Below are 13,087 nucleotides of genomic sequence, written 5' to 3'. Positions count from 1 at the left end.
GTATAATATAAATAGTTTCATCATGATCATATTTTGAAACATTTAATATTATATTATGTGTACTTCTTGTCCTCTGATTCTCATTATAGAGACAGTTTGAATACTGTATCTTTGAATTCTTGCTATTTTATAAGCAAAAAAGACAAAATACTTTAAATTTTTGCTCTTTTTGTAAAATCTTAAAAACTGCAGCATTCAATAGTACAAACCGTGTCTATATAATTAATCAGAAGGGAGATATTTTTATGTCACAATATTTTGCCCAGGAGACATTCACCACAATTTTTGAGCTGAACAGCGTACCGGCTTTAGCCTACATCGGCAAAACAAGTCAAACGACCACGCCCCTGCCTCGAACATTCCATGTTCATCACGATTTAGCAGAAATTATTTTTATTCGTCACGGGCAGGGAACCTATACCATTAATAATCACTCCTATGAAATAAAAAAAGGAGATCTTATTTTTATCAACAGCGGTATTCTTCACAATGAAAACAATGAACAGAATTCTATAAGTACCTATTGTATTGGCATCAAAAAACTTCGTTTAAAAAGTTTAGCTGAAAATCAATTGTTGCCCAATACTATGTGTCCAGTTCTCCAAAGCGGCATGCTTTTTTCACGCATACATCAGTTTTTTTCAATTTTGGCTTATTTCGTTGAACATAATTTAGAACCTGGGGCCGCCGAAATTGGGAACTGCACAATGCGGTCTTTATTAGTCCTATGCCGGATCTTAATCGATAATAATAAAGTCGTGTTAGAAGGTGAAGATTATAACCTCGGCTTACGAATCAAGGAATATATTGATGAACATTATCTCGAAGATATTAATCTCTCAACCATCTCAACCGCCATTCGTGTTAATACATATTATCTATCTCATGTATTTAAAAAAATAGTGGGATACTCACCCATGCAATATGTTATTCATCGCCGTATTGGTGAAGCCCAAAACCTCCTCATCAATACCGATTACAGTATCACACAGATTGCCTTAATGAGCGGATACAACAATTCAAATTATTTTCAAGTAGTCTTCAATACCATGGTTGGTATGCCTCCCGGAAAGTACCGTAAATCATGGTTAAATAATTCTTCTAAATAGTAGACTGCTTTTATCGATTAACATACAAAAAAGTTCTTTGCCGTTAAACAAATTGTACTTACTTTAACGACAAAGAACTTTTTATTTTCCTGTTTTATCAAAAAATTCTGGGGTGTCCGTTTCTTTCACCCACGATTTACGATAACGTCCCGGTGACATTCCAACAATTGTACTAAAAACCAGTTGAAAATAATTAGAGTTATTATAACCCACCCACATGGCGATTTTTGTAATACTATCCTCCGTATTGAGTAACAAGTTTTGTGCTTCGCCCACACGACGGCGCATTACATATTGCATGGGAGAATAACCTACCATTTCTTTAAAAACATGTGATAAATAATATGTATTTATATGTAAAGCCTCCGAAATTTTACTTAAATTCAAATCTTCTAGATAATGCGCATCAATATACTGTTTAATCTGAATACCTAAATTATACGGAATTGGTGCCATCGGCACTTCATATTTTTCGATACAATCATGAACTTTCACAACGAAAGCCCGCATCAGGTAATGGCTCATTTCCGTCTTGCAGTTCGTTTCTTCTTTCACTGTATCGCAAAGCAGCAAAAATATTTGTTTTACTTTTTCAAAATCTTGGTCCAAGTGAATAACCGGACACATCAAATTCGATAAAATTTCATTTTTTTCCAAACCCGTAATTTGAAGATTTTTAATAGCAGCACAGTATGTTAAAATATTCTGATCTTCACAAACTGCCTCATCATGAATAACACCACTATTAAAAAATAATAAATCGCCTTTTTGTACATGATATTTATTATTATGAATCGTATAGTCACCAAAACCTTCTACAATCAAAACAATTTCCACCCGATCTTCATGTACATGCATTGTCCGCGGCATTTTAGCATGCACAGGATCGACTTCACATACGTATAAAAGTTCCGGATTTTGATCTCCCAGAAAAATCGATGACAATTTTTCTTTGACAAAATACTGCAGCAAACGAATCACCCACTCTATAGTTAATCGAAAATTCTAATATTTATTTACAAACAAAGCAATAATTTGGAGTATATTTAGCAAACTCATTAAAAGAGCTGAAAAATCAATGTTTTTCTTTGCAAAAAAAGCAAAATACTAGAGGTAATCTTTGTTATTTCACCGTATACTTAAACATAAAGATAATCAAAACAAACATATAATATAACAATAAAGTTATCATCTTTTGAATCACTCTATTCTTATATTACCAAAAATCAAAGATAATAGCCAGTAAAATGAATACTGGCAAACAAAATCAAGGAGCTTCGCAAAAACGGAACTTATTTTGAAAGGCGGAATAAAAATTATGATTAACATTGGTATTATTGGCGTAGGCCGCATCGGCCGCGTTCATGGAGAAAGTATTTCCAATCATGTAAAAAATGCTCAAGTAAAGGCGGTAGCAGACCCATTCTTGAATGAAAACTCAATAGCTTGGGCAAACTCCCTCGGCATAAAAGAAACCTATACGGATTATAAAAAAATATTGGCGGATCCAACAATTGATGCTGTATTAATCTGTGCATCAACCGATCAGCATTCACCTCTTTCTATTGAAGCACTCCAAGCTGGTAAACACGTTTTTTGTGAAAAACCAATCGATCACAGTATTAAAAAAATCAAGGAAGTTCTTAAAGTAGTTGAAACTTCCGGCAAAAAATATCAAGTAGGTTTTAATCGTCGTTTTGACCATAACTTTAAAGCAATTCAGGAAGCGGTAGCCGCTGGTCAAATCGGCAAGCAACAAATTATAAAAATCACCTCACGCGACCCGGAACCACCATCCATTGACTATGTAAAAATTTCTGGCGGTATGTTCCTCGATATGACCATTCATGATTTTGACATGGTCCGCTACCTATCCGGCTCGGAAGTAGAAGAAGTTTATGCTGCAGGCTCGGTTACAGTCGACCCTGCTATCGGTCAAGCCGGTGATGTCGATACTGCCATCATAACTTTAAAACTTGCCAATGGTGCAACAGCTGTCATTGATAACTGCCGTCAAGCTTGTTATGGTTATGACCAACGAGCCGAAGTATTTGGAACAAACGGGGCAATTTCCATTCAAAATGATTCAAGTTCCAATGCAGTATTCAGTGGCAAAAATGGTGTAGTAGCTGAAAAACCACTCTTTTTCTTTTTGGAACGTTACATGAATGCCTATGCTGATGAAATTGCAGCCTTTGTTAATGCAATTGTCAAAGATACGCCAACTCTGGTAACTGCCCAAGATGGGCTAGAACCCGTACTTATTGGTTTAGCAGCACAAAAATCCGTAGCGGAAAATCGTCCCGTTTCACTTAAAGAAATCCGCGCTGTTTATGGTTTATAAAAATAAAATAACCACATCTTTATAAAGTAAAAACCGCTGAAACTATCTCAGCGGTTTTTACTTATTTCTTTAAGCGAATTGAACGAGATCACCAATACGTATGATTGTAACTTCAGACTTCATCGTCTGATTCCTCACTTATCCTCATTAAATAATTTTTGATAACATGACTGTCATGCTAATTGCAACCAGAGATGCAATACAAGTCGCTAATGTATAAGATTTTAATGCATCGGCAACCGTTAAGCCAAAATATTCTTTAACAATCCAAAATCCAGAATCTGTTACATGTGAAAAACAGATTGCGCCCGAGCCTACAGCTAAAGCAACAAAAGCCGGATCAAGATTCGGATATTGCACCAGCATTGGCATTACTATACCAGCTGACGTCATCATTGCAACGGTAGCCGAACCAACGGAAAAGCGCATAACTGCCGCTACGATCCAAGCTAGAATCAATGGACTTAGGTCTAGCCCCGTAAGAACTTTGCCAAGTTCCACGCCTAGGCCACTATCAATCAATACTCGGTTAAACGCCCCGCCAGCACCAATAACAAGCAATATACCCGCAACCGGAGCAAAGGATTGATCGGTAAATTTTAAAAGTTCCGGCATTTTAAAGCCACGTGCCAAGCCTAAAGACCAATAAGCAAAAAAAGCTGAAATCATTAAGGCGGTAATCGGATTACCGATAAAATTCACAATCGGAGCAAATTCTGATGTTTTTAATGAACTTAAATCAAAAATTGTTTTTGAAACCATAATAAGCATTGGTAATAAAATCGTAAATAAAGTAATGCCAAAAGCAGGCAGATCTTTATCCGCTATTTCTTTTATTGGTGTCGTTAAGGATGGAAGATCTACTTTAATACCATTTTTAATGAATTTCGTCCAAATTGGTCCGGCAATTGTAGCGGATACAACACAGACCAAAAGCCCCAGCATAATCACTTTACCAATATCAGCATTGAGTGTCGCAGCAATGGCCATAGCAGCCGGATGCGGCGGCAGCATGCAATGAACAATCTGCAGAGATACGCCCATTGGAATACCGATTGCTACAATTGACATCCCTGTAGCCCTAGCTACACTAATAACCAATGGTATCAATAATACAAATCCTACTTGAAAAAACACAGGAATCCCTGTAATCAGACCAACGACCATCATAGCCCAATTTGCCCGCTGCTTCCCGAGCTTATCAATCAACGTCCGTGCCAAACGTTCAGCCCCGCCTGAAGTTTCCAGCATTTTACCTAAAATACTGCCAAGCCCCAGAACCGTCGCCAAAAAGCCAAGCGTACTGCCCATTCCCGCTTCAATGGATGCACAAATCTTAACCAAAGGCATCCCTGTCATAAACCCTACATACATACAAGCAACAATCAAACTAACAAATGCATGCAAATGCATTTTCATTATCAAAAATACAACTAACAAGATTGCTGTAAACAAAGTAAAAACTAAAAATGTGGTTTCCATCACAAAATCCTCCTATATCGCCGAACGCCTACGCATTTGTAAAAACATAATTTTAACATATGGTGCATTGTCGATCTCATTTATTTAAACAAATTGATATAGTCTGCTACGGTTTGAGACATGGCGCCTTCAACGGCTTTTGCCAATATCTCGAAACGAGTATTTTTATCGAGATGGTCTGCTAAAAATGATCGTGCCGTTTGAATTCCTTTTGTTGATACTTCCGTATTAATATTGATTTTCCGCACACCTAAGGAAATTGCCTTACGCAGAGAATCCAATGGAATACCAGAGCTGCCATGCAAAACAATCGGCACCTTGATAGTTCGCTTAATCTCTTCCAGTCTTAGAAAATCAAGGGTGGGAATACCTTTATAGATACCATGCGCATTACCAATTGCGATAGCTAATGCATCTACTCCAGATTGCTCCGTATATTCTTTAGCCGCTGCAACGGTTGTGTAACCCTCCGCCAAACATAAGCCATCCGGTGATGTTCCATCTTCATTATTCATATACCCTAATTCACCTTCAACACTCACACCCACCAAATGCGACAATTCCACAACTTGGCGACTTCTTCGTATATTTTCATTAAGGGGTAAAGCCGATCCATCATACATGATCGAGGTAAAGCCAGCACGAATTGCTTTCATTATCGTTGCTAATTCTTTGCTATGATCTAAGTGCAAACAAAATGGCACATCTGATTTAATACAGTATATTTTGACAATTTCGGCAATAACTTCGATTGGTGCATGTGAAGTATACGATTCGCCAAACGATATAATAACAGGTTGTTTTGCAGCCAAGGCTGCCTGTACGACAGCCTGAATAGATTCTAAATTATAAACATTGAAGGAACCAATCGCCGATTGATTGACCTTGGCATACTCTAATATATCTTTTAAATTCAGTAACATAAAAACTCCTTCATTAAAATAAAATTAAAAGTTTAACGATCATTCAGCATGTCTACTACTTCACGCAGTGTTTCAACCGCTCCAACATTGCCGGGGAAAATAATATAAGACATATTAGGGAATTTACTTTCACTGCCTGTTTTCCAAACGGGAATACCTGGTTTCACCTGTCCTAAAACTTGCGCTTTTTTCACGCCAAGACCTTTTGTTCCAACATCACTAGATGTAATACCGCCTTTTGCTATTAAAAACCCAGGTTTGATTGACAAACGCTGAACGATACTGGTAATTGCTTCGGAAATCTTAACAGATACTTTGAGTGATTCTTCCTCCGAACCAACATCCAATCTTTTTCTGCCAGTAAAGACAACAACCGCTTGTCCGTTTTTAATATCGCTTTCGGCTTCACTAATAATGCGTTTTAATTCAAGTTCTAAATTTTCTGGCTGCAAAACTAATAAATGGTTAAATTCAATAAATTTAATATAATCACATTTTTGTAGTTCAGCTAACTGCTGGGTTGTTTTTTGTACATGTGAACCAACAATTACCAGACCACCATTTGTGTTCCCCGTTTCAACCAATTCTTTTTTCGTTAAAAGCGGTTGATCTGTAACGCCACCAATGACTTTAGTAAATGCAGCAGCAGTTCTAAACATAAATGTTTTTCCCTTACGCATCGCTTGAATCAAAGCAATTGCAAACACTTTCACATCAACATAATCGACAGCATTAACAATAACTTTATTGAAATTTTCTACTTTTAAGAGTTGATTGGTAATTTCTTGAATTTTAAATTTTCTGATATCTGTAAGCGATATATACGTTGTATCCGCCGCTTTGTATGCTCCTTTTGTTTTCTCTTCTATATACTCACCTAGATTAGAAGCTGTATAAGCAAAAGTTTTATCCTTCGCAAATTCCGTTTCACCTGCTGGAACTAAATATTCATCTTCCTGTACATAATGAATATTATTGATTGTAAAACGTCCGCCTTCTTTAAAAAATGGCATGATAACTTCACCATCCGTCTGTACACCGGAATTTTTTGCAACTGTGCTTTCAAGTATCTGTGTTTCTAATGGATAATGTCCCCGCAGCGTAGAATCACTACGGCTGATAATCATAAATTCCTGCTGCGTTTTTTTAGCTTCGCTTGCTATACGATTCGCAATATCACGATGAACAAGTTCGGTTTCGGCTGTTGAAAAAGCGCGTGAATTCGTTAAGATAAAGAACATCGAATTTTTTTCGGCAAAACCGGCAGCAATACTTTCTGCAGACCAATCTGTATAGACCGAAATATCATGTACCGTTTGAACCCCTGTTGGATCATCATCTAAAACCACAATTTTTTTACCAAATGCTTTTAATACATCTTTTAATGTGTCATCGACCATTGTTTCGTCGATTACTGGAATATCTTTAAATAATTCACTTTTGAGTATTTTTGCCATGATAAAGCTCCTCTGTCTTTCATTTAATTTTCAGCCTAAGACTAGTGAGACGATTCTGCCAGCTCAGGCTGAAATAATTTATAAGCTATATATAAATTGCAGCTTATTAGGCTGCTAGGAAAGAGGTATAGGGCATCGTTTGCTTCCTCCGTAACGCCACTCAACCCTACACCCCTTTCCTGACGATTGCCATACAAAATATTTAATGCAACTTATCTAGAATTGACTCACAATTTATTTTTGTGGAGTTTTTACTTCCACGCCAGAAATTTTTTCATAAAATTGAACAATACCACTATGGTCATCCATAATATGTCCATCGGATTTTAGGCTCAGCATAATTTGCTGTAACTGGCTTGTAAGAATCAACGGTACTTCAAGACTTTTGGCGGTATCCATAACATTGGTAATATCTTTTAAATTGATTGCAAGCGTTCCGCCTGGTTTAAAATTACGATTGAACATCATCGGTGCTTTTGCATCGAGTACGGTACTGCCCGCAAGTCCGCCGCGAACTGCTTCATATACTTTCTTCGGATCTGCGCCGGCTTTTTGGGCTAAAATCAAAGCTTCGGAAACCGCGGCAATATTAAGATTTACCATGATCTGGTTCGCAAGCTTTGCTACCGAACCACTACCATTTGGTCCAACTACTGTAATTGAAGTTCCCATTGCTTCATAAACATCTCTGATTTGTTCCACAACAGCTTCATCACCACCGACCATAAATGCTAACGTTGCATTTATGGCACCGGGCTCCCCACCACTTACTGGAGAATCAAGGAAAGGACATTGTTTGCTCTTTGCCAGTTCCGCAAAATATTTTGAATCCACAGGTGAAACCGAACTCATATCGACAATGACAGTGCCTGGTTTTACACCAGCTAAAATTCCATCAGGACCTTCTAGTAAAATGCCAACAATCTTAGCATTTGGAACCATTGTGATAACAACATCATTTCCGCCTGCTAATTCTTTCGGCGAAACTGCACCTTTTGCCCCAGCTTCTTTTAATGCATCAACCGCTGCCGGATTAATATCATATACCGTTGTTTCAATTCCTGCTTTTAATAAATTCAATACCATTGGTTTTCCCATAATTCCTAATCCAACAAAACCTACTTTTGACATAAAAAGACCTCCTTGATATTTTCTATTTATAAATGATAGGCTGTACACTACTTTTTTATATGAACCTGTATGTAGCATACCACTAGATATAAAAACAAAACATTGCTATGAAAGGCTATATTTTCATTTTCTTGAAATTAGTCTAACTGGCAATGTTTCATAATTTCTTCCGTTATTTTCATATGTTTTTCAAATGATTGATACGCTGCGTCAACATTACCGCTCTGTATCTTTGTCAGTAAATCCCGATGTTCAATTAAAGCGGCATTGGTTCTATTATATGCTTTAAGTGAACTGACCGTTGCTTTTTCCAGTCGGGATCTGAGCATATCGATCGTCTTAACAAAATATTCATTATCTGTAAAGGCTATAATAAGTCCATGGAACTGTACATCGGCTTTCATAAAATCATAAATTCCTAAGTCTTGCACTTCAACGGCTCGTTCTTGATCAAGACACGACTGCATTTTTTTTAAAGTTTCGCGCGCAACATCCGTTTCTACACGCTGCGTTAAATAACGTACACTATAGCCTTCAATGGCTACACGTGTTTGGATGATTTTCTGCGCGTCAAGAAAAGACAACGGTTTTACCATAATACCGCGATTATTATAAACTTCAAGCATATTTTCATTTTTAAGCTGTAAAACAGCTTCCCGCACAGGAGTCCTTGAAACTTGCAGTTGATCAGCAAACATCTGTTCAGAGTAAATTTCACCGGTACTCAGTTCACCATTTACAATGGCTTTTTTTAAATATTCATAAACCTGATCTTTAAAAGAAATTCTCTGTAAAATAGTATCACCGCCTTTCTGCAATAAAAGAGTAACTACGCATTATGTATTGTTTTATATTCTTTCGTTTTGATTACCTGTATGTAGCATACTATTAGTTATTGTTAAAGTCAATATATTTTATTAAGATATTACAATTTATTTTTTTATCATACGTCAAAAACATCGAGTCCCACAACTTTGTCTGTGAACTCGATATTTATCCCTAGATTAAATACTTTTTTTCAACCAACATCGTGCTAGATATTCTTGTACTTTATTACTGTGCATCGTTAGATATACACCAGCAAAAATTCCTATAGCACCAACAATATCAGCCCGTCCGATTATTTCATTAAAAAATATGGTTCCCCCTATTACACCAACAACTGGTGTAATATTTTGGAAAATTGCTGTCAAGCTCGGACCAGCATCTTTTACGCCCATGTTCCAAAATAACATTGCTAAGACACCACCACAAATTACCGTATACATAAATGCCGCAACTGCTGGTACGAATAATGGCAAAAAATGTACCTCCTCAACGATTAAACCATAAAGAGCTGTAAACGTTGCTCCAAAAAAGCCCGCCCAGGCAGTTGCAGCAAGTGCCGATATTTGATGCATAACTTTAAGACCGATTATCGAATAAAGGGTCCAACTAAGCTGACAGATAAAAAACAAAATATCGCCCCGATTAAACTCACTATATAATATAAATGTTAGGGAACCATGGCTTATTATACATAATACTCCCGCAAAAGAAATTCCAATTCCCATCCATTGTATGCCATTAAGACGTTCTTTAATACAGATAGCTGATAAAAAAGCTGTAATAGCCGGTGAGGTAGCGGAAATAAGCGTGCAATTAATAATAGTAGAATACTGCAGCCCCGTAAACTGGGCAATATTGTTTATCGCAATCCCCATAATCCCCATGAGAATCAAAGGGAAAAGACATTTTTGCGGTGGGAACAAACCTTTATCCTTCCGCAGGTATAAAATAAAGAAAAGTATCCCACTGATTACAAAGTAGCGGGCGCAGGTGATTGTCACTGGTGTCCACTTTGTAACAAGCAGTTTGATACAAAGTGGCTGAATTCCCCAAAAAGCTGTCGCAATTACCAACAAAAAATAGGTCTTGTTTTTATTTTCCATATGAATTCCTTCTTAATGATCTTATCCCTATCCCTCGATATCACTCAGACCAGTCCAGTTAATGTATAAATTGCTAAGCAGATAAATACTACCGCGGTCTTTAGCCCTGTTAAAATTATAACATCATAATAAGATTCTTTGTGCGTAAGCCCACAAACTGCCATAAGGGTCACCAATGCCCCAGCTTGAGGTACTGTATCTATACACTCCGAAGCCATACAGATTATACGGTGTAAAACTTCTGGTGACATGCCAATTTGCTGTGCCCAATCAAGCCATTGCTGTCCCAGCATTCCAAGAGCAATCGTCATCCCTCCTGAAGAAGATCCAGTCACTGCCGTCATAATATTGGTCGTAAAAATCACTGACAAAAGCGGTCCGCCGCCAAAAGTTATACCTAACAGCATTTCTCGAATGACCTGAAATGCCGGTAAGGCCGCAATAACACAACCAAAAGCATACCCAGAAGCAACATTTAAAATTGCACTGGTTGACCCAATCGCACCACTATTAATGGGATGTACCACACCACCTTTTCCTTGTAAGCGTTTTTTGCCAATCACAGCAGCTGCTATACTGCTGATTACAAGTGCTGCATTAATCGACCAGATTGCCTGTACTTTATCAACACTGGATGCCAATAAAGACAAATTTAATGGTAAAAAGGAATCCAAACTGCTGCTATCCCAATGATAGGCCCACGCCCAATGGAATGGATTACTTATCAATAAATTTAAAACAATAACTAACAGAAGCGGCAATGCTGACAATCGCCAATCTGGTAAAGCTTCTTTTGCTACCTCTGGCTCATTTAATACATGTTTACCATAGCCTTCACCACGGGCTTTTAATTTTATATGGCGATGACGAATCCAGCCCCAGGCAATCAAAAAATAAAGAACTGCACCAATAAGCCCCAACCCTATACCGGCCCAAGTCGTCGTTCCAAAAAAAGAAGTTGGAATAATATTTTGAATTTGCGGTGTTCCTGGGATGGCTACCATGCTATATGTAAAAATCCCCATCCAAAGCAATGCCGGCAACAAACGTTTCGGAATATCTGCTTCTTTAAATAAAATTGCTGAAAACGGATACATTACAAAAGCAACAACAAATACACTTAATCCACCGTATGTTAGAACACCACACCCCAAAAGTATAGCCAGAATCGCTTTTTCTTTTCCCAATGTGGATACAATTTTTTCGGCTACAGCTGCGGCCAACCCACCTTCTTCCATGATTTTAGCAAAAACTGCTCCCAATAAAAAAACCGGATAATACGTTTTAATATATTCTGCGGCCTTAGTCATATAAATCTCACTATAAATCGGCATAGCTGCATGCCCGCTGCCGATCGCAGCTACAATAGCAAACAATGGGGCAATAAAAATAATAGAATAACCTCGATACGCAAAAAACATAAGCAACAGTAAACTGATTACAATCATTGTAAGTCCCACGAAAATCACCCCATCTATAAAAAATGAGCTGCTGCGAAATAAATATGGCCAATAAGCCAACCTCAATTTTAGAAATTCATCTAAAATAGGTATATTTATTTTCACAGCACCCCTACCAGCCTAACCTATAAATTTAACATAAAAAATTGTATTGCTGAATATTACAATTTTGCCTGTTCTCTGATATATTTTCTTGCTATTTGTGCATATTCCAGAGGATTTGCCTTAGCTGGATCTTGTTCTGCTTCGACAATATACCAACCCTGATACTGACTTTTATTAACAAGGTCAAATACTGGCGCAAAATCAACATCTCCATCGCCAGGAACCGTAAACATACCAGCTCGAACGCCATCAAGGAAACTCATATTTTTTTCCTTAACCTGTTTAACTATATTCTTACGAATATCCTTTAAATGGATATGCTGGATACGCGGTAAGTATTTTTGGAGAATGCCCAGATAATCTTCACCTGAACAGACTAAATGACCCGTATCAAATAAAAGATATACCAATGCTGGATCTGTCATTTCCATCAGTTTATCAATTTCACTTTCAGTTTGGACACCAGTCCCCATATGATGATGATACACGACTTTCATGCCCTTTTCTTTTGCCAGTTCACCTAGTTTATTAAGTCCTTGGACAAGTTTGTCCCATTCCATATCTGTAAAATATGGTTTCCCCGCAAATACGGGTGTATTGAGCATTCCCTGAACACTATGCCCTTGTTCAGCAACAACAATAACCTTTGCGCCCATGGCAAAGAGAAAATCCCGATGTTCAATAAAAGCCGTTACTGTTTCTTGTAATGGTTTCGTTGTTAAAAATGAACTAAACCAAGCGCTGGCAATTGACATATTGCGAAGTTTTAGTGCTTTTTGTAAAACCTCTGTATCTCGTGGATATTTACCACCAACTTCGCACCCTGTAAAGCCAGCCAGGGCCATTTCGCTGACACATTGTTCAAATGTATTTTCTTTTCCAAGATCGGGCATATCATCGTTTGTCCAAGCAATCGGTGCAATACCCAATGTTATATCTGCCATTTCATTTTCCTCCAATTCATTCTACTAATCTGTATATTTATAATTTTTTTGTCATTTGATCATCCTATTCCCCGAAAAATTTCGCTTAGCTTAATTGTAATTTAATTTTAACAGCAGTCTATCATTAATTAGATAACCTGCTGTTAAACAACACAGAGAAACTCGATCAGACATTGACAAGTTAAAAAAATAACTCTAGTA

At 37.4% G+C, this 13,087-nt stretch carries 11 protein-coding genes; 2 read left to right on the top strand and 9 right to left on the bottom strand.

Annotated elements, in window-relative coordinates; all coding sequences use genetic code 11:
* Positions 1–245: 245 nt before the first annotated feature.
* On the top strand, positions 246–1,109 hold the full coding sequence (locus F606_RS0112570; RefSeq protein ID WP_019554249.1) for an AraC family transcriptional regulator: 864 nt from the start codon (positions 246–248) through the stop codon (positions 1,107–1,109).
* A gap of 81 nt (positions 1,110–1,190) precedes the next feature.
* On the opposite strand, the gene F606_RS0112565 is transcribed toward F606_RS0112570, so the two are convergent.
* Entirely contained in the window at positions 1,191–2,081 is an 891-nt protein-coding gene (locus F606_RS0112565; protein WP_019554248.1) for an AraC family transcriptional regulator, read from the bottom strand.
* A gap of 346 nt (positions 2,082–2,427) precedes the next feature.
* Between F606_RS0112565 and iolG the strand changes: the two genes are divergently transcribed.
* Positions 2,428–3,453, top strand: coding sequence for an inositol 2-dehydrogenase (iolG, locus tag F606_RS0112560; RefSeq protein ID WP_019554247.1), 1,026 nt, complete (start codon positions 2,428–2,430; stop codon positions 3,451–3,453).
* A 147-nt stretch (positions 3,454–3,600) separates the two neighbouring features.
* On the opposite strand, the gene F606_RS0112555 is transcribed toward iolG, so the two are convergent.
* The 8 genes from F606_RS0112555 to iolE all read right to left on the bottom strand — a co-directional run bounded on the left by F606_RS0112555 (position 3,601) and on the right by iolE (position 12,886).
* Positions 3,601–4,935 (bottom strand): GntT/GntP/DsdX family permease, encoded by a 1,335-nt coding sequence (locus tag F606_RS0112555; RefSeq protein WP_019554246.1) that lies wholly within the window; start codon positions 4,933–4,935, stop codon positions 3,601–3,603.
* Positions 4,936–5,015: 80 nt separating this feature from the next.
* The gene (locus F606_RS0112550) at positions 5,016–5,858 is read right to left on the bottom strand and encodes a class II fructose-bisphosphate aldolase (protein ID WP_019554245.1); all 843 of its coding nucleotides are present in this window, start codon (positions 5,856–5,858) and stop codon (positions 5,016–5,018) included.
* A gap of 32 nt (positions 5,859–5,890) precedes the next feature.
* Positions 5,891–7,315: a four-carbon acid sugar kinase family protein gene (locus tag F606_RS0112545; protein WP_019554244.1), complete on the bottom strand. Its 1,425-nt coding sequence runs from the start codon at positions 7,313–7,315 to the stop codon at positions 5,891–5,893.
* Positions 7,316–7,549: 234 nt separating this feature from the next.
* The gene (gene garR / locus F606_RS0112540; RefSeq protein ID WP_019554243.1) at positions 7,550–8,446 is read right to left on the bottom strand and encodes a 2-hydroxy-3-oxopropionate reductase; all 897 of its coding nucleotides are present in this window, start codon (positions 8,444–8,446) and stop codon (positions 7,550–7,552) included.
* A gap of 137 nt (positions 8,447–8,583) precedes the next feature.
* Positions 8,584–9,264 carry a GntR family transcriptional regulator gene (locus tag F606_RS21080; protein WP_019554242.1) on the bottom strand — a complete coding sequence of 227 codons (681 nt, stop codon included), beginning with the start codon at positions 9,262–9,264 and terminating at the stop codon, positions 8,584–8,586.
* 186 nt (positions 9,265–9,450) lie between these two features.
* Complete coding sequence (locus tag F606_RS0112530) at positions 9,451–10,377, bottom strand: DMT family transporter (RefSeq protein ID WP_019554241.1); 927 nt, start codon at positions 10,375–10,377, stop codon at positions 9,451–9,453.
* A gap of 44 nt (positions 10,378–10,421) precedes the next feature.
* Positions 10,422–11,837 (bottom strand): GntP family permease, encoded by a 1,416-nt coding sequence (locus tag F606_RS0112525; RefSeq protein WP_026329382.1) that lies wholly within the window; start codon positions 11,835–11,837, stop codon positions 10,422–10,424.
* 161 nt (positions 11,838–11,998) lie between these two features.
* The gene (gene iolE / locus F606_RS0112520; RefSeq protein WP_019554239.1) at positions 11,999–12,886 is read right to left on the bottom strand and encodes a myo-inosose-2 dehydratase; all 888 of its coding nucleotides are present in this window, start codon (positions 12,884–12,886) and stop codon (positions 11,999–12,001) included.
* Between the last annotated feature and the right edge of the window lie 201 nt (positions 12,887–13,087).

Origin of the sequence: Propionispira raffinosivorans DSM 20765, from assembly GCF_000381065.1 — a bacterium.
Lineage (GTDB): Bacteria > Bacillota > Negativicutes > Selenomonadales > Selenomonadaceae > Propionispira > Propionispira raffinosivorans.
The sequence above is the reverse complement of the archived record's forward strand: the minus strand, read 5'-3'. Positions and strand labels throughout refer to the sequence as shown.